The sequence below is a fragment of the Acidovorax sp. GW101-11A03 genome, assembly GCF_059424825.1.
Genome location: NZ_JBWKZU010000035.1, coordinates 20,682 through 43,598 on the forward strand (window position 1 = coordinate 20,682; position 22,917 = coordinate 43,598).

Sequence of the window (22,917 nt, forward strand, 5' to 3'; positions counted from 1 at the left end):
CTTGGAACATCCCCCTGAGTGGCTGCGCCACTTCCCCCTTCTCTCGAATCGCTGCGCGATTCCGGAAGGGGACGCAGCCCTCGCAGCGGGGCGGCCCTTGCTCGGCTGCCCTCGCCGGGCGCGCGCCAGTTTCATGAGGTGGGGGCAGGGCACGGGTCTTATCTTCTTATTCGAATGAGTTGTAATGAAATGAAAACTTAGTTGTTCCGGTTTTAACGGGAAAACCCTAGGATGCGTTCCATCTCTTTACGAAAGGTTTTCCCTGTGAACAACAACAAGCGCCTCCTCCTGCAATCTGCCCTGGCTTTGGCTGCCGCCGCCGCTTTCTCCACCGGCGCGATCGCCCAGGACAAGCCCCTCAAGATCGGCGTGACGGGTGGCCCCCACGCGCAGATCTTCGAGCAGGTGAAGAAGGTCGCCGAGAAGGACGGCCTGAAGATCCAGATCATCGAGTTCAGCGACTACGTGCAGCCCAACGCCGCGCTGTCGGCGGGCGACCTGGACGCCAACAGCTACCAGCACAAGCCTTACCTGGACGCCCAGATTGCCGACCGGGGCTACAAGTTTGCGGCGGTGGGCTACACCGTCAACTTCCCCATCGGCCTGTATTCCAAGAAGGTCAAGAAGCTGGAAGACCTGAAGGAAGGCGCCAAGTTCGGCATCCCCAACGACCCCACCAACGGCGGCCGCGTGCTGCTGGTGCTGCAGGACAAGGGCCTGGTCAAGCTGCGTGACGGCGCAGGCCTGAAGGCCACGCCGCTGGACGTGGTGAGCAACCCCAAGAAGCTCAAGTTCGTGGAACTCGACGCCGCCCAGCTGCCCCGTTCGCTGGACGATCTGGATGCCTCGGCCATCAACACCAACTTTGCGCTGTCGGCCGGCCTGAACCCCGGCAAGGACGCGATTGCGCAGGAAAACGCCAAGAGCCCCTACGTCAACCTGATCGCCGTGCGCGAAGCCGACAAGGACAAGCCCTGGGTGGCCAAGCTGGTGAAGGCCTACCACTCGGAAGAAGTGAAGAAGTTCATCCAGGCCGAGTTCAAGGGCTCGGTGCTGCCAGGGTTCTGAGGCTGCACGCTCAGTACACCCTGTGATGGAACGGGGCTGTGCTTGCCTGGTGTGACTCGCTCTCTCCTTGTGGGAGAGAGCGGGCAGTGCTCAAAAATCTGAATGAAATCAGGCCCTGTCGCCTTTCCATCAAGCGTTTGTTGCTATCGTGTTTGTAGCAGCCGCATCTTCCCAGTATCCCAGCGCCCCGCTGGGGAAACGGCGCCCCAGCGGGTGCATCCACAATGGAAGGGTAACCTTCGGTAACACCCCGCCCATCCACCCCCATGCCCTTCGCCGAACGAGCCCTCACAGCGGTCTGGCTGGGCGCAGCCTTGCTGCTGTTTGTGGCGTCGCTCTGGGTGCAGGATGTGTCGCTCAGGCTGTTTTTTGACAACGCCTCCTGGACGCTGGCGTTTGGCCTGTCGGCCTTCTGGGCCTGGCGGGGGCGGGCGCAGGTGCCGCCTGCACACCGCTTGCTGCACACGGGGCTGTGGGTGGGCACGGTGCTGGTGCTGGCCGGGCAGCTGGTGTGGAACCTGCAGGTGGCGCTGGACTGGAACCCGTTCCCGGCGCCCGCCGACCTTTTCTTTCTGAGCGTGGGGCCGCTGTGGGCTGCCACGGTGATCCGCGCCACGTTTGCGCGGCTTTCCAAAGACCGCGCCTACCCCGCAGCGCTGGACTTTGGCGGCGCCGTGCTGGCGCTGCTGGCTTTTACCCTGGTGATCTACCTGCCCTCGGGCCAGGAGCAGCCCCTGGCCGTGGCCACGGTGCTGCTGCTGTACCCGGCCGTGTACCTGACGGCGGCGGGCGTGACGGCGCTGGCCATGCCCACGGTGGGTGTGCGCGTCACGCGGGCCCACCTGCTGGTGCTGGTGGGCATGCTGGGCTATGGCCTGAGCTGGATGCAGTGGAACCTGATGCTGCTGCGCGGCGAGGTGTTGCCGGGCATGGTGTTCAACGCCAGTTTCAGCCTGGCCGCGCTGGCCCTGGGCTGGGGCGCGCGCGGGCTGCGGTTTGAGGTGTCGGACGACCCGGACTACCGCCTGCGCTGCGACCAGGCCATGAACTACGTGCCCCTGGTGGCGATGGGGCTGGCGGGCGTCACCCTGGTGCGGCTTTTCATCATCACCCCCGACGGGCGGGAGGGCGTGCAGGCACTCATCCTGGTGTGCTGCCTGCTGGTGCTGCTGCTGGCGGCGCTGCGACAGGCGATTGTGGTGGGCCTGCTCAACCGCCTGCGCACGGCCGAGGCGGCGGTGCTGCGCAATGAAGAGCGGCTCTACCACGTGGCGCATTTCGACGCCCTTACGGGTCTGCCGAACCGCCGCTACTTTGAAGACGCGCTGGAGCGCGCCGTGGCCGAGGCCGGGCGGTACGCGCAGACGCCCGACCGCTGCGTGGCGCTGCTGCTGATCGACCTGGACCACTTCAAGAGCGTGAATGAAACCTACGGCCACCGCGTGGGCGATGCGCTGCTGAGCGAGGTGGCGCAGCGCATTCACCTGCTGCTCGAAGGGCAGGGGCTGGTGTCGCGGCTGGCCAATGACCAGTTCACGGTGATGCTGCAGCGCCCCGCATCGCGCACCGTGCTGGCGCAGCTGGCCACCACGCTGCTGGAGGGGCTGGCGCGGCCCTGGGAGCTGTCGGAGGTGGGTGCGCAGTACATGGGTGCCAGCATCGGCATCAGCCTGTTCCCCGACGATGCGGCCGACAGCGTGGAACTGGTGCGGCACGCGCATTCGGCCCTGCATGCCACCAAGAGTGCGGGGCGGGGCTCGTACCGCTTCTACATCGAGGAATTCACCCAGGCCACGCGCACCCGGCTGGAGCTGCGCCGCCGCCTGCATGGCGCGCTGCAAGGCGGCGAGTTCACGCTGGTGTACCAGCCGCAGCTCAACCACCTGCGCCAGACGGTGGGGGCCGAGGCGCTGCTGCGCTGGTCGGTAGACGGCAAGCCGGTGCCGCCCGACGAGTTCATCCCCCTGGCCGAGGAAAGTGGACTCATCGTGCCCATGGGGCTGTGGGTGTTCGAATCCGCCTGCCGCCAGGTGGCGCAGTGGCGCGCCGAGGGCTGGCAGGTGCCGGTGGTGTCGGTCAATGTGTCCACCATCCAGCTGCGCGAGCCGGGGTTTGCGCAGGCCCTGCTGGGCATTGCGCAGCGCGCCGGGGTGGCGCCCGCCAGCCTGGTGCTGGAGATCACCGAATCACAGCTGCTGGACGAATCGCTCTATGCCATCGCGCTGGACCTGAAAAACGCCGGGTTTGCGCTCTCTATCGACGACTTTGGCACCGGGCACTCGTCGCTCGTCAAGCTCAAGCGCCTGCCGGTGAGCGAGCTGAAGATCGACAAGGAGTTTGTGCGCGACATCGTGGTGGACCCGAACGACCGCGAGATCTGCGCCACCGTGAACGCCCTGGCCCGCGCGCTGGGCCTGGAGGTGGTGGCCGAAGGGGTGGAGACCGAAGCGCAGTGGCAGCTTTTGGTCAAGATGGGTTGCCAGCGGTTTCAGGGCTGGCTGTTTGCGCCTGCCTTGGCGCCAGAGGATCTTGCGCGGCACTGGCTGCGGCCCGCAGTAGATGGCTTGTTGGCGCAGGCTGTCAAAAATGATAGCTAGCAAGGCATGATGGACGGGCGGTAGGGCCGATTTTTCTTTGAATCGTGATCCCCAAAGCGCAACACCCGGCAAGTGGCCGGGTGTTGGATGGGCGGCCGCTGCTGAAGCCACCTGCGGTTTATGCCACCTGCGACACGCGCGCCTGGTTGGCGGCCACGCTGGTGTGGCTGCTGATCTCCACATCGGCCGATGCCAGGGCGGCGGCCTTGGCGTCGGGGCCCATGGCCACGCCTTCGGCGCGCACAAAACGCACGTCGGTGATGCCGAAGAAGCCGAACACCACCTTCAGGTAGCTCTCCTGGTGCTCCATGGCCTGGCCGCCTTCGCTGGTCGAATACACGCCGCCACGGGTCGAAGCCACGATCACCGTCTTGCCACCGGCCAGGCCCACGGGGCCCTTGTCGGTGTACTTGAAGGTGCGGCCAGCCTGGGCCAGGCGGTCAATCCAGGCCTTGAGCTGGCTGGGGATGGAGAAGTTGTACAGCGGCGCGCCAATCACGATCACGTCGGAGGCCAGGAACTGGCTCACCAGGGCTTCGGACAGTGCGTTTTCAGCGCGCTCTGCCTCGGTGGCGGCAGCCTGGCCGGTGCGGAAACCGAGCGACTGGGCCGACAGGTGCGAGGGCGCCTGCTGGGCCAGGTCCAGGTATTGCACGGTGGTGCCGGGGTGGGCGGCTTGCCAGGCGGCCACGGTGCGGGCCGTCAGTTGGCGGGACACGGATTGTTCGCCGGTGATGGCGGAGTCGATGTGAAGCAGTTGCATGAGGAACTCCTGGGGTTCTGTGGATCGGAGCCACAGCGTGTGGCCATGGGATGAATTGTGAAGATTCATCAAAATGTTGATAAGGTGGTGAACTTGCGATAGATTGTTCTATCAGTAGGACGATGTACTTTATGCAAGACCTCAACGACATGCTCTATTTCGCCGAAGTGGTGGAGCGCGGCGGCTTTGCCGCAGCGGGCCGTGCGCTGGGCATCCCCAAGTCGCGCCTGTCGCGGCGCGTGTCCGACCTGGAGACCCACCTGGGCGTGCGCCTGTTGCAGCGCACCACCCGCAAGCTTTCGCTGACCGAGGTGGGCGAGGCCTACCTGCGCCACTGCCAGGCCATGCGCGAATCGGCCCAGGCGGCGGCCGACACGGTGGCCCAGGTGCAGACCGTGCCGCGCGGCACCATCCGCGTGAGCTGCCCCGTCACGCTGGCGCAGACCGTGGTGGCCGAGCTGATCCCGCGGTTTCTGGCGAGTTGCCCCGAGGTGCGCATCGACATGCTGGTGAGCAACCGCGCCGTAAACCTGGTGGAAGAGGGCATCGACGTGGCGTTGCGCGTGCGCCCCTCGGTGGACGACAGCGGCAGCATGGTCGTCAAGAGGCTCGACCACACCACCCAGATCCTGGTGGCCAGCCCCGAGCTGCTGATCCGCCAGGGCACGCCCAAGACGCTGGAAGACCTGGCCCAACTCGACAGCATTGCCATGTCGGCGCCCGACGGTCGATCAACCTGGAACCTGATTGGCCCGGGCGGTGTGCACCAGGTGGTGCAGCACACGCCGCGCTACGTGGCCGACGACCTGCTCACGCTCAAGTTCGCCGCCGTGGCGGGCACGGGCGTGTGCTGGATGCCCGACTACATGTGCCAAGACGAAATGCGCGAGCGCAAGCTGGTGCGCGTGTTGCCCGACTGGGCACCTGCGCCCGCCATCGTGCATGCGGTGTTCCCGTCGCGCCGGGGGCTGTCGCCTGCGGTGCGGCGGTTTCTGGATTTTCTGGGTGAGGCCATGCCGGGGCGCAGCAGCCTGAGCACGCGCCAGGCACTGCAAGGGATGGACGGCGCCGATATCTGACGGGGCAATTCGGTGCACCCGGGGGCACCTTGTGAGGTGCTTGGCAAGCGGTCGCCACAAAGACCGTGCGCCCCCGTGGGACGGCGCCCGCCGCGCGCTTTTTTGGCCCCACAATGCAACGAATTGCAACTGTTTGGGCTGCCTTCCTTCCTGCACCACAGCGCACCTGGGCGTCACTGGGTGTGGCGCTGCGCGGAACGGCCCGGAACTGGGCCTTTGTGACCGCTTCTCACTCCATCGACCAAGACATCCGGCAAGCCCGCGCGCATCCCGCCGTGCGCGCCATCGTGATCCCGCCATGCCCCGAGTCGCTGCTGCGCCTGCAGCAGATCATGGCCGAGCCCGAGCTGGACGCTGCAGCACTGGAGCAGCTGGCCGCCTCGGACGTAGCCCTGGCCGCCGCCGTGATGCGGCTGGCCAACAGCCCGCTCTATGGCCTGGCCCAGCCGGTACAGACGGTGGGCATGGCGCTCACCGTGCTGGGGCTGCGCCCTGCGGTGGAGCTGATGTCCGCCTTCATCACGCGCAACGCGCTGCAGGTGCGCTCGCCCCTGCTCGACCACTTCTGGGAAAGCTCTCAGCGCCGCGCCATTGCCTGCGAGCACATCGGCCACCAGCTCTACAGCTTTGACCCCGGCCTGGGCTACAGCTTTGGCCTGTTCTGCCACGTGGGCATGCCCGTTTTGGTGAAGGCTGTGCGCGGCTACGCAGGCACCGTGACCGAGGCGCTGGCCCGCAAGGACCGCACCTTCACCCAGACCGAAAACGCCAGCCACCGCACCGACCATGCCGTGATGGGCGCCATCGTGGCGCGCACCTGGCACCTGCCAGGCGACGTGGCCCAGGCCATCTGGCTGCACCACGACTTCGCCTGCCTGAATGACGAACGCTTCGACCCCACCGTGCGCCACCTGGTGGCCTTGGGCCTGCTGGCCGAGTTTCTGGTCAACCAGCACGACGGCCTGGCGCCCACGCGCGAGTGGAACCAGCACGGCCAGGCCTGCATGGACCACCTGCATGTGACGCAGGATGAGCTGGACCACTGGATCGATGCGCTGCACCCGGCGTTTGAGGCGGTGCGGTTCTGATCCCGGTGCGCGGCTGATACATCGGAAGACCCCTTCGGGCTGAGCCCGTTTACGCCGCTCTCAGCGCGCTGCTTCCAGCAGCTCTGCGAGGCGCGTGTGTCCTTGCTGGGCCGCAAGCTGCACCGCATTCAGACCTTCGCGGTCCACCAGCGTGGGGTTGGCGCGCAGCGCCAGCAGCCTCTGCACGGTGGCGGTGTGGCCGTTCATGGCGGCCAGCATCAGGGCGGTTTTCCCTGCGGGGTCGCGGGTATCCACCGGTGTGCCCTGTTGCACGAGTGCTTCGACCTGCTGGGCATGGCCCCTGCGGGCGGCTTCCCAGATGGTGCTGGACACAGCCGCGCCCAGATTTTTTTGCATGGCAGGGGCTGCATCAGCCGTGCTGTGGTCGCGCGCTGCAGAGTCAGCCAGCGGGCTGCGGGCGGCGGGTGCTGCGGCGGGAGCGGCTGCGGCTGTCGGGGCTGATTCCTGAACGGCTGGTGCAGCGGAGGCGGGTGCGCGCTCGCGCCTTTCGGCACCGGATTCGGCGCGGGGGGCTGCAGCCGTCGAGGGCAGGGGGGGGGAGGCGGGGAAGCCGGAGGGGGCCCCGGCTGCACGGGGCGCTGTCAGGGCTTCCGCTTCCGTGGCCGAAGGCGATGCGGGTGCCGCCTTGGCCACGGGCTGCGCGGGTGCCGGTGTCTGTGCAGGTGTGGGGGGGACTTTCGTGGCGGGCCTGGAGTGCAAGGCGTCAGCCGATGGGCCGGTGCTGTTCCGCGCACTTTTCTGCGCGCTTTCGGGCGAAGGCGGGGTGGCCGATGGGGGCTCTGCCAGTGGCTGGGGCACGGGTGGGGCCACTGGCGCAGGGGCGGCAGGTGCTGGCATCTCGGTCCGGCGGTGGCTGAAAGCGGTGTCTCGCTCTTCGGGCGTGCCGCGCTCGAACTGCAGCATCAGCAAGCCAGTCAGCCCCACCACGGCCAAGGTGGCCAAGGCTGAAACTTTCCAGCGGGCCTGGTTGGCGGCAGGGGTTGCCACTGGGGCGGCTGATGCCGGTGCCGCAGCCGTGGCCACCATCTGCGCATGCGCGCGCACGGCCTCGCGCACATGCGCGCCGGGGCGGGCGCCTTCCTGCTTGCTGGCTTCGTGGTAGCGCCGGACCAGTTCGTCGTCCTGCCGGGTCATACAAACTCCTTGAGGTGCTGGCGCAGGCTGGCCCGCGCGTAGCGCAGGCGGCTCTTGGCGGTTTCAAAGTTCACGCCGGTGGCCTCGGCGATCTCCTGCACGCTCAGGTCGCCTTCGGCCTGCAGCAGGAAGGCTTCGCGCTGCTCCAGCGGCAGCTGCTCCACCGCCGCAATCAGTGCGGCCGCCTGCTCGCGCGACTGCAGCTGCCGCACAGGCCCGAAGCCCGAGTCGGCCACCAGCGTGTCGGCCAGTGTGCGCGCATCGTCGTCGCTGGCGTCCAGGCTGGTGTGGTGCTTGGTGGTGCGCAAGTGGTCCACCAGCCGGTGGTGCGCCAGGGTGAACAGCCAGGTGCGGAACTTGGCCTTCACCTCGTAACGGGCGGCATTGCGCGCCACCGCAAACCACACGTCCTGCAGCAGGTCGTCGGCCACCGCCTGCACCTTCACGCTGCGAAACACAAACCGCCACACAGCCAGTTCGTGCCTTGCGTAGAGCCGTTCGAACGCGGCCATGTCGCCCCCGGCGTAGCGCAGCATCAGCGCTTCGTCGGCGTCGTGGGCATCGTCAGAGGGTGGGGCGGCAGGCACCCGGGCATTATGCGAAACCCCCATGCGCTCACGAGCCGGGCCAGGCCTACCGTGGGTCGGGTACGTACGACAGGTTGTCCGACTGCGGAAACGCGCGGGGCACCGGGGGCATGTAGGGCCGGGCGATGGGCTCGCGGATCACGCCGCTGGCGATCAGGTTCTCGCGGCTGTCGTAGCGGATGCTGATGATTTCATTGGGCTGCTCCTGCAGGCGCGTGAAGGTGGTGTGGGTGACGACCGAGGTCTCGCGCTGGCCGTGTGCCGTGCCCAGCTTGGCCGATGGCATGGGGGCGGCCTTGGCCACACTGTCGGCAGATTGCGAGCGGGCAGAAGACTCTGCCTCGGCCGAGGGGGCCGGGGCAGCAGGCTCACCGGCAGCCCCAGCGGCTGCGGGCGATGCCGGTTCCTCGCGCAAGCGCCCCAGGCCCAGGCCGTTGTCGCGGCGCTGGCCGTAGGGCTCGGGGGTGATGGCAGGCGCGGGCAGAGGCACCGGCGGCTGTTCGCGGAACAGCGCCACGCCAATCACGCCGACATGGGCAGGGCGGCCCGTGCGTGCGGCATACGAGTTGGCGATGTGAGAGAACTCGAACGCCGCCACCTGGCTGTCGCTCTTGCGCCAGCCGGTGATCTGGTAGCGCTCGTGCGGCGAGAACACATAACCGCGCTGGTCCCAGGCAGCCGTTTCGCCGCTGAGCACATTCACGCCGTCCACCGAGGGCACGGCCAACACCCTCTCGCCCAGCCGGTTGCGCACGCTGATGGCGTAACGCGCCCCGGGCCGCCCGGCCACCCAGTACTCGCCTCGGGCGTAGTGCACGGGCAGTGTGGCGCCGGTGTCGCGGTCCACGATGGTCACGTCGGCCAGGCGGCCAATCGCCTGGGCGGGCAGGTGGGCCAGGCCCAGCAGTGTGGCCAGGGCGGTGATGGCGGGGAGGGTGGACAGGGTGAAGGCACGGGGTTTCATGGCAGCTCCATCAAAAAAGTGGTGGTGCTGGGTGAAACGAACGGGGCGGGCGGATGGGGTTGAAGCGGGCGAAAAAATCCCAAAGACCCGGCTGCGGAGGGAAATGGGTGGTTTTTAGATGATTTGGCGATTAAATAACAAGAATTAAGTCGTTTGGGTTTTAAAGGGCGGCTCGCAGAATGCCAGCCCTGTGACCCCTAACACCTCCATCATCATCGTCCCCGGCTGGCGCGACTCGGGCCCCGGCCACTGGCAGAGCCTGTGGGCCGAGCGCCTGCCCAACGCCCGCCGCGTGGTGCAGGACGACTGGATCACGCCCACGCGCTCGGCTTGGGTGAGCCAGCTCGAAAAGACTGTGCTGGCCGCGCCGCACCCCGTGGTGATCGTGGCCCACAGCCTGGGTTGCATTGCCACCAACCACATGGGGCCCGAGGCCGCCGCCAAGGTATGTGGTGCGCTGCTGGTGGCCCCCGCCGACCCGGAGCGCCGCGCCATCCTGAGCGACTTTGCACCCGTGCCCTATGCTGCGCTGCCTTACCGCAGCATCGTGGTGGCCAGCAGCAACGACCCGTTTTGCCCCATCCGCTTGGCAGGCGCCTATGCGCGGGCCTGGGGCAGCGAGTTTGTGCGCATGCAGAACGCGGGGCACATCAACATCGATTCAGGCCATGGCGAATGGCCCCTGGGCTGGGCACTGCTGCAGTCGCTGGCAGATGGGCCCACCGCCCAGCCGCCTGCTGTCACCCACGCGCACCCCCAGCCTTCCGCGTTTTGATTGCTATATTTTATATAGCTAAAAAGCCTTGCTGGTCAGGCGGAAGAGGCTCTTTTTGATGTGAACAATGCGGCAGCTATCTGCCGTGCGCAGGCCATCAACAATCTATATGCCAATAGTTGATTATTTAACAAGAATATATTCTTTTGAGTTTTAAGAGCGTCTCCGCACAATCCGGCATCTCCAGCAATTTTTTGGGCGACACCACCATGACTTCTTTGAAACTCAAGACCCTCCTGGCCTCGCTGGCCCTGGCCGCCAGTGGCATGGCTGCCGCACAAAATTCGCTGCTCAACGTGTCGTACGACGTGGCCCGCGAGTTCTACAAGGACTACAACGCCGCCTTTGCCGCGCACTACAAGAAGACCACCGGCCAGGACGTGAAGATCGACCAGTCGCACGCTGGATCGAGCGCCCAGGCCCGCGCCGTGAACGATGGCCTGGCCGCCGACGTGGTGACCATGAACACCACCACCGACGTGCAGTTCCTGGCCGACAACGGCGTGGTCGCCAAGGACTGGACCAAGAAGTTCCCGCACGACGCATCGCCCACCACCTCGACCATGCTGTTCCTGGTGCGCAACGGCAACCCCAAGAACATCAAGGACTGGGACGACCTGATCAAGCCCGGCGTGCAGGTGATCGTGGTCAACCCCAAGACCGGCGGCAACGGCCGCTATGCGTATCTGGCCGCCTGGGGCGCCGTGCGCGAAAAGGGCGGCACGGAGGCGCAGGCCGCCGAGTTTGTCGGCAAGCTGTACAAGAACGTGCCCATCCTGGCCAAGGGCGGCCGCGATGCCACGGCGACCTTCCTGCAGCGCAACCAGGGCGATGTGCTGATCACCTTTGAATCCGAAGTGGTCTCCATCGACCGCGAATTCGGCGCCGGCAAGGTCGATGCGATCTACCCCTCGGTGAGCGTGGTGGCCGAGAACCCCGTGGCCGTCGTGGAGCGCACCGTGGCCAAGAAGGGCACGGCCCAGCTGGCCAAGGCCTACCTGGACTACCTGTACTCTGAAGAAGCGCAGGAGATCGCGGCCAAGCACGCCATCCGCCCCCGGTCGGAGGCCGTGCTCAAGAAGTACGCCGACACCTTCAAGCCGCTCAAGCAGTTCACGGTGGCCAAGTACTTCGGCTCGCTGACCGAAGCGCAGAAGGTGCACTTCAATGACGGCGGCCAGTTCGACAAGCTGTACACGCCCGGCGCCAAGTAAGCAGGCGCAGCGCTTCTCCCGACTCACCACTGCATCTATGACCACTGCGACCGCTGTGGCCGCAGCCCCGGCCGGACGGCGCGCGCCCAAGCGCGTGCTGCCCGGTTTCGGGCTGTCACTGGGCTACACCCTTTTCTACTTGAGCATCATCGTGCTGATCCCGTTGTCGGCACTGATCTTCAAGACCTTCACCCTCACCTGGGAGCAGTTCTGGGCAGCCATCAGCGCACCGCGCGTGATGGCGTCGTACCGGCTCACTTTTGGGGCCTCATTCCTTGCGGCGCTGGTCAATCTGGTGTTTGGCCTGCTGATCGCCTGGGTGCTGGTGCGCTACAAGTTCCCGGGCAAGAAGATCGTGGATGCGCTGGTGGACTTGCCCTTTGCGCTGCCTACTGCCGTGGCCGGCATCTCGCTCACGGCCTTGCTGGCCGGCAACGGCTGGGTGGGCAGCATCCTGGAGCCCATGGGCATCCAGCTCGCGTTCAAGCCAGCAGGCATCGTGATTGCGCTGATCTTCATCGGCCTGCCATTTGTGGTGCGCACCGTGCAGCCCGTGCTGGAAGACGCCGAGAAGGAGCTGGAAGAAGCCGCCACCTGCCTGGGCGCGACGCGCCTGCAGACCTTCACCAAGGTCATCCTGCCCTCCATCACGCCCGCACTGCTCACCGGCTTTGCCATGGCGTTTGCGCGGGCGGTGGGTGAATACGGTTCGGTGATCTTCATCGCGGGCAACATGCCCATGGTGTCCGAGATCACGCCCCTCATCATCATTGGCAAGCTGGAGCAGTACGACTACGCAGGTGCTACGGCCGTGGCCGTGGTGATGCTGGTCATCTCCTTCATCCTGCTGCTCATCATCAACGCGCTGCAAGCCTGGCAGCGCCGCCACGCGGGGGCTCCGGCATGAGCGGCAACAATTCCCGAACCACTCGCCGCGCACAGGCGGGCACGACCGAAGCGCCATGGGTGCGCTACACACTGATCACGCTGGCACTCGGCTTCATGCTGCTGTTCCTGGTGCTGCCGCTGGCCGCCGTGTTTGCCGAGGCGCTGCGCAAGGGCTTTGGCGCGTATCTGGAAGGCCTGCGCGAACCCGACGCCTGGTCGGCCATCAAGCTCACGCTGATCACCGCGCTGATCGCGGTGCCGCTGAACCTGGTGTTCGGCGTGGCGGCGGCCTGGTGCATCGCCAAGTACGAGTTCAAGGGGAAGGCGTTCCTGACCACGCTGGTGGACCTGCCGTTTTCGGTGTCGCCCGTGGTGGCTGGTTTGATCTATGTGCTGATGTTTGGCGCGCAGGGCTGGTTTGGCCCGTGGCTGGCGGCGCATGACATCAAGATCATCTTTGCCGTGCCGGGCATCGTGCTGGCCACTGTGTTCGTTACGTTCCCGTTCATCGCCCGCGAGCTGATCCCGCTGATGCAGGCCCAGGGCAACGACGAGGAGCAGGCCGCCATCGTGCTGGGTGCGAGCGGCTGGCAGACCTTCTGGTACGTGACTTTGCCCAACATCAAGTGGGGCTTGCTGTATGGCGTGATCCTGTGCAATGCGCGCGCCATGGGCGAGTTTGGTGCGGTGTCGGTGGTGTCGGGCCACATCCGGGGCCAGACCAACACCATCCCGCTGCACGTGGAGATTCTCTACAACGAGTACCAGTCGGTGGCCGCGTTTGCCGCAGCCTCGCTGCTGGCCTTGCTCGCCTTGGTCACGCTGGTCATCAAGACCATCGCCGAACACCGCAATGAACAGGCCCTGAAGGCCGCCGCCGAATTGCCGCCCGAGCGCCCCGCGCCCGCTGGTGTGTGAAGGAAAACAGAACATGAGCATTGAAATCCGTAACGTCAGCAAGCAGTTCGGCGACTTCCAGGCGCTGCGCGATGTGAGCCTGGACATCCAGTCTGGCGAACTCATTGCGCTGCTCGGCCCCTCGGGCTGCGGCAAGACCACGCTCTTGCGCATCATCGCGGGCCTGGAGACAGCCGACGTGGGCACCATCCACTTCAGCGGCGAAGACACGACCGACGTGCATGTGCGCGAGCGCAACGTGGGCTTTGTGTTCCAGCACTACGCGTTGTTCCGCCACATGACCGTGTTCGAGAACGTGGCCTTTGGCCTGCGTGTCAAGCCGCGCAGCGAGCGCCCGAGCGAGGCGCAGATCAAGAAAAAGGTCATGGATCTGCTCAAGCTGGTGCAGCTGGACTGGCTGGCCGAGCGCTACCCCTCGCAGCTGTCCGGCGGCCAGCGCCAGCGCATTGCCCTGGCCCGCGCCCTGGCGGTGGAGCCCAAGGTGCTGCTGCTCGACGAGCCCTTCGGTGCCCTGGACGCCAAAGTGCGCAAGGAACTGCGCCGCTGGCTGCGCCGCCTGCACGACGAGTTGCACGTCACCAGCATCTTCGTGACCCACGACCAGGAAGAAGCCCTGGAAGTGGCCGACCGCGTGGTGGTGATCAACCAGGGCAAGATCGAGCAAAGCGGCTCGCCCCAGCAGGTGTGGGACCAGCCCGCCAGCCCCTTCGTGTACGGCTTTTTGGGCGATGTGAACCTGTTCCATGGCCGCGCCCACGAGGGCTTGGTGCACCTGGAAGGCATGCAGCTCGATTCGCCCGAACACCAGGCGGCGCAGAACGCCAAGGCCTTTGCCTATGTGCGCCCGCACGACCTGGACGTGGAGCGCTACTCCCCCGGCGCGGGACTGGACGCCGAAGGCCGCCCACGTGGCATCGTGGCCCAGCTGAGTCGCGCCATTGTGGTGGGGCCGATTGCGCGGCTGGAACTTATTCCGACCGACGACCACAAACCAGCGGACAATGCGTCCCCAGAATCCCTGATCGAAGCGCAGATCCCTGCGCAGCAGTTCAAGGAAATGGGTTTCAAAGAGGGCGAAACGCTGGTGGTCACACCACGCCGCGCCCGAGTGTTCTTGGATCACGCCGCTGGTATCTGAGCTGTTTCCCCTGGGACGCCGCGCCAGTTGCCGCGCGGCCTTGAGGGATAACAAAGATGTTGTTGAACTGGATGGATCAGGCCCCGCGCCGCGTGCTGGCGCTGATCAGTGCGGCCTGCGTGGCCATGCTGGCTTTTGGCATGTACCTGCAGCATGTGGTGGGCCTGGAGCCATGCCCCATGTGCATCGTGCAGCGGTATGCTCTCATAGGTGTAGCAATCTTTACAGGCCTGGCAAGCGCAAGGGCCTCAAAAGGCTGGTGGATGGGCTGGGGCGTGCTGGCCCTGATCGCCTCCGGCTTCGGCGCCTTTGTGGCGGCCCGCCAAAGCTGGCTGCAGTGGTACCCACCCGAAGTCGCCACCTGCGGCCGCGACTTCTACGGCATGATCGAAAACTACCCCATCAGCCGCGCCATCCCCATGATCTTCCGGGGCTCGGGCGACTGTGCTGCGATTGATTGGACCTTCCTGGGTGGTTCGATTGCCAACTGGTCGTTCGTTTGTTTTGTGGGGTTTGCGGTGGTGCTGCTGGCGCTGCTGGTGCGTGGGCTGACGGGCGGCAACAAGAGCAGCTCGGGCTACTCAATGGCTTGATCCTCTCGGTCTGGCTCAGAAAAAAAGCGCTCTTCGGAGCGCTTTTTGTTTGAGGGCAGGTGATGGGCCTTGGTCAGCCCGCCAAAGAGACACCAGCCGCTCCAGGTGTCTGAGCGGGTGCAATGGGGGCGGTCAGACAAAAACAGCGCCACCAGCGTCCAGGGAGGGGGGACGCAGAAGGTCCTCGTCGATGCCCATGGCCTGGCTGGCACGCTCCACGGCCTGCCACAGCGGCGCAGGCATTTGCAGTATTTCCTCAGGAGTCGAGGAGCGGGCGATCCATGCGCTGATTTGCAGGTGCTGCTCGTGGGTGAGCAGGTCCAGGTTCAGCATCTCGTCGATGATCTTCATCTTTGGCAAATCCAGGGTTGTTTGGTGTGGCTGTGCAGTCGCAAAGCCCGGCAGGGTGTTGGATGGCGCAAAGCTGAGGCAGGGCGCGTTCCAGCCACTGTAGCCGGTGTGGTGTGAGGCTTGGGTTGTCTGAAGCACATGGTGCCCCGAGCCCTGATCTCAAGCAGAACCTTGGCCAGTGATTCAGTCGGTGCTCTCGACCAAGTGCGGGAACCGCACACCCTCCGTCCCATCCACCCACGCTGGCAGCTTGTGCATCACGCTGGCCAAAAGATCGCTGGCCTGCCACTGAGCCAGCCAGGCTTGCAGGCGGTGCCAGGGCTGCGCCGCCCACCAGTCCGCATCAATGCCCGCAAACTGCCGCACAAAAGGCGCAATCGCCATATCGGCCAGGGCTGCGCGGGTGCCGAACAGGAAGGGCTGATCCGGCGAGAGACGCGCCTCCAGCGCGCTGAGCCAGGTCACGGCACGGGCGCGTTCTGCGCTGATGTTGGCATCGGGGTAGCGGCTGGGGTATTTGCACCGGTCCAGCGCTTGTTTGAACGGGCCATCGCATTCGGCAATCAGCGCCAGCATGTCCTGCGGGCTGCCGTGGCTGGGGGTGAGCCAGCCCTCGGGGTCGTGCTGCGCCAGCGCCCACAGCATGATGTCCAGGCTCTGCTCCAGCACCTGGCCGCTGGGCAGCACCAGCACGGGTACCGTGCCTTTGGGCGAGGCCAGCAGCAGGCCCTGGGGCTTGTTCTTGAGCACCACTTCGCGCAGCTCGCAGGTGTGGCCACCCACGGCCAGGGCCAGGCGGGCGCGCATGGCGTAAGGGCAGCGGCGGAAGGAGTAGAGGACGGGCAGGGCGGTCACGTTGCGTCATCCCTGCCGTCGTCACCCGCGTCCTTGGTTGCAGTGCGCGCGGGGCGGCCGGGCTGCTGTGCGCCGATGTGCTCATGCCCGCGCTGCCGGGCCAGCTGCATCTGCCGCTCGCGCTCGGCCAGCGCGCGCTCCTGCTCGGGTGTGCGGGTGCCGTGGCAGTAAGGGCAGCTCACGCCGGGCACGTAGTGGGGCGACTGCAGTTCCGCCTCGCCCAGCGGCATGCGGCAGGATCGGCACAGCTGGTGGTGGCCGGGCACCAGGCCATGGCCGACAGAAACGCGTTCGTCGAACACAAAACAGTCGCCATGCCAGCGGCTTGCGTCTTCGGGCACGGTTTCGAGGTATTTGAGGATGCCGCCTTCGAGGTGGTACACCTCATCGAAGCCCTGTGACTTGAGGAAGGCGGTGGATTTTTCGCAGCGGATGCCGCCCGTGCAGAACATGGCCACGCGCGGTTTGCCTGCCAGCACGCCGCCCGGCTGCGACTGCTGTGCCACCCAGGCCGGGAATTCCGCAAAGGTCTGCGTGTGCGGGTTGATGGCGCGCTCAAACGTGCCAATGCCTACCTCGTAGTTGTTGCGCGTGTCCACCACCACCACGCTGGGGTCGTCGATGAGGGCGTTCCAGTCTTCGGGCTTCACATAGGTGCCTGCATTGCGCGCGGGGTTCAGGCCCGGCACGCCCAGGGTGACGATCTCGCGCTTGAGCCGCACGCGCATGCGGTAGAAGGGCATGCGTTCTGCCAGTGCCTCCTTGTGCTGCAGGGCGGCAAAGCGTGCATCGCTGCGCAGCCAGGCCAGCACGGCGTGCACGCCCTGTGGTTCGCCCGCAATGGTGCCGTTGATGCCCTCGGGCGCGAGCAGCAGCATGCCGCGCACGCCGTGGGTGTCGCACAGGGACTGCAGGGGCTCACGCAGGGTGGCAAAGTCCGGCAGGTCCACAAACTGGTAGAGCGCGGCGGTGAGAAAGCGGGGTGTGACCGAGTCCACGAAAAGGGCGTTTTTGAAAGAAGGGGGTGATGATAGCTGTCACCTTTCGTTACGATGCAGGGTCGCCAACGCTGTTTCCAAGGTGGTTGTATGAGCAAGGAATCCACGATCCATCTGTTCCGCCGGCTGGAGCAGCTCAACGGCATCGGTGCGGCGCTCTCGCGCGAGCGGGACATCGACCGGCTGCTGGAGAACATCCTGGAGGCGGCCAAGACCATCACCGGCGCTGACGGGGGCACACTTTACAGCGTGACGGAGGACCAGTCCGCGCTCAAGTTCGAGATCCTGCGCACCGACTCGCTGGGCATCCGCCTGGGAGGCACCACGGGCAAGCCCATCGACCTGCCGCTGTTGCCGTTGCGCACGGCCGATGGTGCACCCAACGATTCGCTGGTGGCGGCGCATTCGGCCATCCACGACCGCACGGTGAACATTGCCGACGCCTACAGCGCGGCGGGGTTTGATTTTTCTGGCACGCGGGCGTTCGACCAGCGCACGGGCTACCGGTCGCAGTCGTTCCTCACGGTGCCCATGAAGAACCACGACCGCGAACTCATCGGCGTACTGCAGCTCATCAATGCGCGCGACCCGGACACGGGCGAGGTCATCACCTTCTCGCAGGCCGACCAGAGCCTGGCCGAGTCGCTGGCCTCGCAGGCAGCGATTGCGCTCACCAACCGGCTGCTCATCACACAGCTCGAACGCCTGTTTGAATCGTTCGTGAACCTCATCAACCTGGCCATTGACGAAAAGTCGCCCTACACCGGCGGCCACTGCCAGCGTGTGCCCGCCCTCACCATGATGCTGGCCGAGGCCGTGGATGCCACGCGCGAGGGGCCGCTGGCGGGTTTCAGCATGACGGACCGCGACCGCTACGAGCTGAAGATGGCGGGCCTGCTGCACGACTGCGGCAAGATCACCACGCCCGTGCATGTGGTGGACAAGGCCACCAAGCTGCAGACCATCTATGACCGCATTGGCCTGGTGGACACGCGGTTTGAAGTGCTCAAGCGCGATGCCGAACTGGCCGCACTGCGCCGCCAGCTGGCGCTGCGCCCCGTGGTGGATGCGCGTGCCGAGGGGCAGGAGCTGCAGGCCCTGCAGCACGAGATCCACGCGCTGGAGGAAGACCGCGAGTTTCTGCGCCGCAGCAACACCGGCACCGAGGCCATGCGCCCCGAGGACCAGCAGCGTGTGCGCGACATCGCCGCCATGCGCCACTGGCGCAACCCGCAGGGCGTGCAGACCAGCTTTCTGAGCGCCGAAGAGGTGGAGAACCTCACCATCCGCGCAGGCACGCTGAACCAGTCCGAGCGCGACACCATCAACTATCACATCGTCGCCACCATCAAGATGCTGGAGACGCTGCCCTGGCCGCGCCACCTCAAGAACGTGCCCGAATACGCAGGGGGCCACCATGAACGCATGGACGGCAAGGGCTACCCGCGCGGCCTCACGCGCGACCAGATGTCGCTGCAGGCCCGCATGATGGGCATTGCCGACATCTTCGAAGCACTCACGGCCGCCGACCGGCCCTACAAGAGCGGCATGACCCTGTCGCAGGCGCTGGCCATCATGTGCAGGATGCGCGACAACGGGCACATCGACCCCGACCTGTTCGAGGTGTTCGTGCGCGAGGGGGTGTACCTGCGCTACGGCCAGGCATTTCTGGATGCGGGGCAGGTGGATGGGGTGGACATTGAGGCGCTGGGGTTCCAGGGTGCGAGCAGGCCGTGAAGGAGGCGCGCATGGGGCTGCCACACTGGGCGTGCACCTCTGTTGGATTCCATTAACATATTGAAACGATTGGGCCGTCGCCCCATCCGTGTCCTGACCTTTTCGAGGGGCCTAGCTTGCTGACCTCCAGGCTTCGTACTTCCGTGATCCACAGGCTGTCCCTGTCGATATGGGGCCTGTTTCTGGGCTTGGTGGTCCTGCTTTCGGTGCTGGGGTATGTGGCGCTGAGTGCCGTTGCCGATCGCGTGGTGCCACTGGTGATGCGCCAGGCGGTGGAATTGCGCGCGCAGGCGGTCGAGGGGCTTTTTATCCAGGCAGGACAAAGCGCCCAACATCTGCAGCAGGATTTGCTCACGCGGCTGCGTGCAGCCGACACCGAAGCGGCCCTGAGCCGGTTCGATGAGCTGTTTGCGCGTGGGCCGGACGGGCTGTGGCGGCTTCGGCCCGCAAAAGTGGACACGGTCAATGCGCCCACCCTGTACCTGCACCATGGCCGCGATGGCCCGGACGAGTCCACGCGCGTGCGCGCGGCCGTCAGCTACGACCTGCTGCGAGAGCGCGGGCCTGCGCTGGTGCCGCCATTTTTTTCCGCGTACATGGATTTTGTGGAAGATGGCCTGATGGTCTATGCGCGCGGTGTCGATTGGGCCAGTGGCGCCACCGCAGACGCGAGCAACGCCGACTACCCCACCATGCGGGGGGCCGACCCCCAGCGCAACTCGGAGCGGCGCATCTTCTGGACGCCGGTGTATTTCGACGAGCAGGCCAAGGCCTGGATGGTGTCGGTGATCCAGCCCCTGGACTGGCGGGGGCGCTGGGTGGGCACGGTGGGCCACGACCTGTCGATTGAGACCCTGATCGACGCCGTGGCCGCCAGCCGTGACCAGGTCGGTGTGCAACTGATCCTGAGTGCGGAGGGGGACCTGATCTCCCATCCCGACCTGAGGGAGCGAATCGCCGCTGCGAGTGGACAGCTTCAGATCGCCAGCCTGAAAGACCCGTTGCTGGAGCAGGTGCACCACATGGTGTCGAACGCGCAAGCCGACCGTGGCGCGGGTCTGAGTGCCGACGGGACGCAATGGATTGCCTGGTCACGCATCCGGGGGCCGCACTGGTACCAGATCTACCTCATGCCCCAGTCGCGGGTGGATGGCCTGGTGATGTGGGGCATGCTGGGCCTGTGTGGCATTGGTCTGCTGGGCTTGATGCCGGTGCTATGGTCCATGCGCCGCAGGGTGAACACGCTGGTGGTGCGCCCGCTGCAGCGCCTGACGGAGGCTGTGGACACCCTGGGCCAGGGACAGACGCCGACCCCCGTGGCACTGGGCACCGACGACGAACTGGGCCGCCTGGCCCGGGCCTTTGACGGCATGGTGTCCGAGCTGGCCCAGAAGCGCGCCATGGCGGCAGCGCATGCACAGGCCCTGCAGACCGAGGTGGACGAGCGGCGCCAGTACATGGTGAGCCTGGAGGAGGAGCGGGCCCGCCTGTTTGCGCTTCTGGGGGCCATGAAGCTGGGCATCCTCTTTGTCACGGCCGAGAACCAGGTGACCTACTGCAACCCCGCGTTCTTGAAGATCTGGCGCATAGAGGGCGATGAAGCGTCGTTTGTGGGCCGCCCGGCCTGCGACATCTTCCAGGCGGTGGGGCATGGTCCGCCGTCCCTGGCGGCCCTGGCACGCCACGCGCAAGAGGCGCTGACGGCGCCCGGGCTGTCCAGCCGGTACGAGATGGACCTGGGCGACGGGCAGACCCTGCTGCTGACGTCGCACCCTGTGCATGACAGCGACAAGCGACTCATCGGCAGGCTCTGCATCCACGAGGATGTGACGCGCGAGCGCAAGACGGCCGCGCAGCTGATCTACCTGGCCGAGCGGGATGCCCTCACGGGCCTGTACAACCGGCGCAGGTTTGAAGACGAGTTGCTGCGCTTTTTCCGCGAGTTCGACCGGCATGGCCAGCCCGATCGGCTCGATCGGCGTGATCAGCACGACCGCCAGGGCGCCTTGCTGTTTTTTGATCTGGACGAATTCAAGGCCATCAACGACACCTTTGGCCACCGCATCGGCGATTCGGTGCTGGTGCGCGTGGGCAGCGATGTGCAGGCGCTGGTGCGCCAGACCGAAACCCTGTGCCGCCTGGGGGGCGACGAGTTCGCGGTGCTGATGCCCCATGCCTCGGTGGAGGACGCGCAGCGCCTGGCCGAGCGCATCGTCCGCGCGATCTCGCAGGGCCCGCTGTGCATCGACGGGCAGAACCTGAGGCTGACCACCAGCCTGGGCATTGCCCTGGCGCCGCAGCATGCCGACAACGCGCAAGACCTGGTGGCCCATGCGGATGCCGCGATGTACCAGGCCAAGCACCTGGGCAAGAACTGCTGGTCCGTCTACCGGCCCGACCACCACGCGTCGCAAGAGACGATCACCCGCCTGGCCTGGAACGAGCGCATCTCCCGGGCACTCGAAAGAAACCTGCTGCGCCTGCACTACCAAGGGGTGTATGACGCCACCACCGGGGAACTGGCCCACCTGGAGGTGCTGGTGCGCATGCGGGACGAGGCCGATGCCACGCGGCTGATCGGGCCCATGCAGTTCATCGGCTACGCGGAAAAAAGCGGCAAGATCCTGGAGATCGACCGCTGGGTGGCGCGCGAGAGCATTGCCTTGCTGGGTGCGCAGCCGCTGCTGCCTGCACTGGCCATCAACATCTCGGCGCGCTCGTTCGATGACCCCAGCCTGCCTGCCTACATCGCGGCCCAGCTGCAGGCGGCGGGTGTGGCGCCCCAGCGTTTGCTGGTGGAGCTGACGGAAACCTCGGCGGTGTCGGACCTGCGCGACGCCGAGCGGTTCATCGACACCTTGCGCCACACGGGGTGCCAGGTCTGCCTGGACGACTTCGGGACGGGATTTGCGTCGTTTGCCTACCTCAAGCACCTCAAGGTGGATGTGCTGAAGATCGACGGGCTGTTCATTCGCAACCTCACCCGCGAGCACGACAACCAGGTGTTTGTCCGCGCCATCATCGACGTGGCCCGTGGGCTGGGCCGGCGCACGGTGGCAGAGTTTGTGGAGAGCCAGGAGATCCTGGACATGCTGAAAACACTGGGCGTGGACATGGTGCAGGGCTACCACCTGGATCAGCCGCACGCCGCACACCCCGCGCTGGCCACTCCCACGGTGTAGGCACTGGCGGGGGCTGTGCTGCTTTTGATATTTTTGCTATTTATTTAATAGCATATGGGGCAATATGGGCGCGCGGAAGCGGCCCAATTCATTCAAATTCTTCAACGCTTGCGTGCGCCTGGGCCAGCAGCCAGTCGCTGAATGCCGACATGGCCCCGGTGGTGGGGCGTGACTGCAGCCGCGTAAGCCAGTAGGCGCCCCGGTGCAGCTCCTGCGCAAAGGGCTGCACCAGCCGGCCCTGGCGCAGTTCGCGGGTGAACATGCGCACTGGCAGCAGCGCCATGCCTGCGCCCTGGGCGGCCGCCTCGGCCAGGGTGAGGGACGAGTCGAATACCGCGCCGCGCACCATGGGGCAGGGCGCACCGGCGGCGTCGAACCAGGCCGCCCATTCGTCCGTGCGGTAGCTGCGCAGCAGGGGCTGGCGTGCCAGGTCGGCAGCCGTGCGCAGGCCATGGGCCAGTGCGGGCGTGCACATCACCGACATGGGCGCGTCCATGATGCGTTCGGCATGTGTGCCGTGCCAGGCGCCGTCGCCAAAGCGGATGGCAAAGTCCAGCCCTTCGCCCGCCATATCCACCCGGTTGTTGTGGGTGAGCAGGCGCAGGTCCACAAAGGGGCAGGCCTGCTGAAAGTCGCGCAGCCGGGGCAGCAGCCAGCCCACGGCAAAGGTGCCCACGGCGCCCACCGTCAGCACCTCGCGCGGGCGGGTGTCGCCCAGCTTTTCCAGCGCGCGCTGCAGGTTGCCGAACGATTCCACCACCACGGGCAGCAGCGCCTGGCCCTCGTCCGTCAGCGCCAGCCCGCGCGGCAGGCGGCGGAACAGCGGCTTGCCCAGCCGGTCTTCAAGCTTGCGGATGTGCTGGCTCACGGCGGTCTGGGTCACGTGCAGCTCTTCGGCCGCGCGGGTGAGGTTCTGGTGGCGTGCAGCCGCCTCGAAGGCGCGCAGGGCGTTGAGCGGCAAATGCAT

General features: G+C 66.1%; 20 protein-coding genes. 12 read left to right on the forward strand and 8 right to left on the reverse strand.

What is annotated here, in order from left to right; all coding sequences use genetic code 11:
* Positions 1-231: 231 nt before the first annotated feature.
* Entirely contained in the window at positions 232-1,068 is an 837-nt protein-coding gene (locus AC07Z7_RS15370) for a MetQ/NlpA family ABC transporter substrate-binding protein (protein WP_494766771.1), read from the forward strand.
* A gap of 266 nt (positions 1,069-1,334) precedes the next feature.
* Positions 1,335-3,665, forward strand: coding sequence for a putative bifunctional diguanylate cyclase/phosphodiesterase (locus AC07Z7_RS15375; RefSeq protein WP_494766772.1), 2,331 nt, complete (start codon positions 1,335-1,337; stop codon positions 3,663-3,665).
* A 118-nt stretch (positions 3,666-3,783) separates the two neighbouring features.
* Here AC07Z7_RS15375 and AC07Z7_RS15380 read toward each other — a convergent pair whose 3' ends face one another.
* Positions 3,784-4,428: an FMN-dependent NADH-azoreductase gene (locus AC07Z7_RS15380; protein WP_137748926.1), complete on the reverse strand. Its 645-nt coding sequence runs from the start codon at positions 4,426-4,428 to the stop codon at positions 3,784-3,786.
* Between the two features lie 131 nt (positions 4,429-4,559).
* Here AC07Z7_RS15380 and AC07Z7_RS15385 point away from each other — a divergent pair, with 131 nt between their 5' ends.
* On the forward strand, positions 4,560-5,507 hold the full coding sequence (locus AC07Z7_RS15385; protein ID WP_094290730.1) for a LysR family transcriptional regulator: 948 nt from the start codon (positions 4,560-4,562) through the stop codon (positions 5,505-5,507).
* A 218-nt stretch (positions 5,508-5,725) separates the two neighbouring features.
* Positions 5,726-6,595, forward strand: a complete 870-nt coding sequence (locus AC07Z7_RS15390) for an HDOD domain-containing protein (RefSeq protein ID WP_494766773.1) — start codon at positions 5,726-5,728, stop codon at positions 6,593-6,595.
* A gap of 60 nt (positions 6,596-6,655) precedes the next feature.
* Here the strand turns inward: AC07Z7_RS15390 and AC07Z7_RS15395 are convergent, their stop codons facing one another.
* Genes AC07Z7_RS15395 through AC07Z7_RS15405 form a run of 3 tightly spaced genes read right to left on the reverse strand, consistent with a single transcriptional unit; the run spans position 6,656 to position 9,301 of the window.
* Positions 6,656-7,750, reverse strand: coding sequence for an ankyrin repeat domain-containing protein (locus AC07Z7_RS15395; RefSeq protein WP_494766774.1), 1,095 nt, complete (start codon positions 7,748-7,750; stop codon positions 6,656-6,658).
* Positions 7,747-8,361, reverse strand: coding sequence for a sigma-70 family RNA polymerase sigma factor (locus tag AC07Z7_RS15400; protein ID WP_494766775.1), 615 nt, complete (start codon positions 8,359-8,361; stop codon positions 7,747-7,749). The genes AC07Z7_RS15395 and AC07Z7_RS15400 overlap by 4 nt, the downstream gene beginning before the upstream one ends.
* Positions 8,362-8,383: 22 nt before the next feature.
* A complete protein-coding gene (locus AC07Z7_RS15405) occupies positions 8,384-9,301 on the reverse strand; it encodes a hypothetical protein (RefSeq protein WP_494766776.1) in 918 nt (305 codons plus the stop codon).
* A gap of 190 nt (positions 9,302-9,491) precedes the next feature.
* Here AC07Z7_RS15405 and AC07Z7_RS15410 point away from each other — a divergent pair, with 190 nt between their 5' ends.
* The 6 genes from AC07Z7_RS15410 to AC07Z7_RS15435 all read left to right on the forward strand — a co-directional run bounded on the left by AC07Z7_RS15410 (position 9,492) and on the right by AC07Z7_RS15435 (position 14,827).
* A complete protein-coding gene (locus tag AC07Z7_RS15410) occupies positions 9,492-10,076 on the forward strand; it encodes an RBBP9/YdeN family alpha/beta hydrolase (protein ID WP_494766777.1) in 585 nt (194 codons plus the stop codon).
* 209 nt (positions 10,077-10,285) lie between these two features.
* Positions 10,286-11,290, forward strand: a complete 1,005-nt coding sequence (locus AC07Z7_RS15415) for a sulfate ABC transporter substrate-binding protein (RefSeq protein WP_094290587.1) — start codon at positions 10,286-10,288, stop codon at positions 11,288-11,290.
* A 37-nt stretch (positions 11,291-11,327) separates the two neighbouring features.
* Positions 11,328-12,197, forward strand: coding sequence for a sulfate ABC transporter permease subunit CysT (cysT, locus tag AC07Z7_RS15420; protein WP_063461773.1), 870 nt, complete (start codon positions 11,328-11,330; stop codon positions 12,195-12,197).
* Positions 12,194-13,096 (forward strand): sulfate ABC transporter permease subunit CysW, encoded by a 903-nt coding sequence (cysW, locus tag AC07Z7_RS15425; RefSeq protein WP_094290589.1) that lies wholly within the window; start codon positions 12,194-12,196, stop codon positions 13,094-13,096. The genes cysT and cysW overlap by 4 nt, the downstream gene beginning before the upstream one ends.
* A gap of 13 nt (positions 13,097-13,109) precedes the next feature.
* Positions 13,110-14,234 (forward strand): sulfate/molybdate ABC transporter ATP-binding protein, encoded by a 1,125-nt coding sequence (locus AC07Z7_RS15430; RefSeq protein WP_094290590.1) that lies wholly within the window; start codon positions 13,110-13,112, stop codon positions 14,232-14,234.
* Positions 14,235-14,290: 56 nt separating this feature from the next.
* On the forward strand, positions 14,291-14,827 hold the full coding sequence (locus AC07Z7_RS15435; protein ID WP_494766778.1) for a disulfide bond formation protein B: 537 nt from the start codon (positions 14,291-14,293) through the stop codon (positions 14,825-14,827).
* A gap of 132 nt (positions 14,828-14,959) precedes the next feature.
* Here AC07Z7_RS15435 and AC07Z7_RS15440 read toward each other — a convergent pair whose 3' ends face one another.
* From AC07Z7_RS15440 to trhO, 3 genes are all read right to left on the reverse strand, one after another.
* Positions 14,960-15,178 (reverse strand): hypothetical protein, encoded by a 219-nt coding sequence (locus AC07Z7_RS15440; RefSeq protein ID WP_494766779.1) that lies wholly within the window; start codon positions 15,176-15,178, stop codon positions 14,960-14,962.
* Between the two features lie 183 nt (positions 15,179-15,361).
* Positions 15,362-16,033, reverse strand: coding sequence for a glutathione S-transferase (locus AC07Z7_RS15445; RefSeq protein ID WP_494766780.1), 672 nt, complete (start codon positions 16,031-16,033; stop codon positions 15,362-15,364).
* Entirely contained in the window at positions 16,030-17,031 is a 1,002-nt protein-coding gene (gene trhO, locus AC07Z7_RS15450) for an oxygen-dependent tRNA uridine(34) hydroxylase TrhO (protein ID WP_494766781.1), read from the reverse strand. Before trhO ends, AC07Z7_RS15445 begins: the two co-directional genes overlap by 4 nt.
* 90 nt (positions 17,032-17,121) lie before the next feature.
* On the opposite strand from trhO, the gene AC07Z7_RS15455 reads away from it, so the two are divergent.
* Together AC07Z7_RS15455 and AC07Z7_RS15460 are read left to right on the forward strand one after the other, a co-directional pair.
* Positions 17,122-18,768 (forward strand): HD family phosphohydrolase, encoded by a 1,647-nt coding sequence (locus AC07Z7_RS15455; RefSeq protein ID WP_094290594.1) that lies wholly within the window; start codon positions 17,122-17,124, stop codon positions 18,766-18,768.
* A 143-nt stretch (positions 18,769-18,911) separates the two neighbouring features.
* Positions 18,912-21,950, forward strand: a complete 3,039-nt coding sequence (locus AC07Z7_RS15460; RefSeq protein WP_494766782.1) for an EAL domain-containing protein — start codon at positions 18,912-18,914, stop codon at positions 21,948-21,950.
* A gap of 88 nt (positions 21,951-22,038) precedes the next feature.
* Here the strand turns inward: AC07Z7_RS15460 and AC07Z7_RS15465 are convergent, their stop codons facing one another.
* On the reverse strand, positions 22,039-22,917 hold the full coding sequence (locus tag AC07Z7_RS15465; RefSeq protein ID WP_494766783.1) for a LysR substrate-binding domain-containing protein: 879 nt from the start codon (positions 22,915-22,917) through the stop codon (positions 22,039-22,041).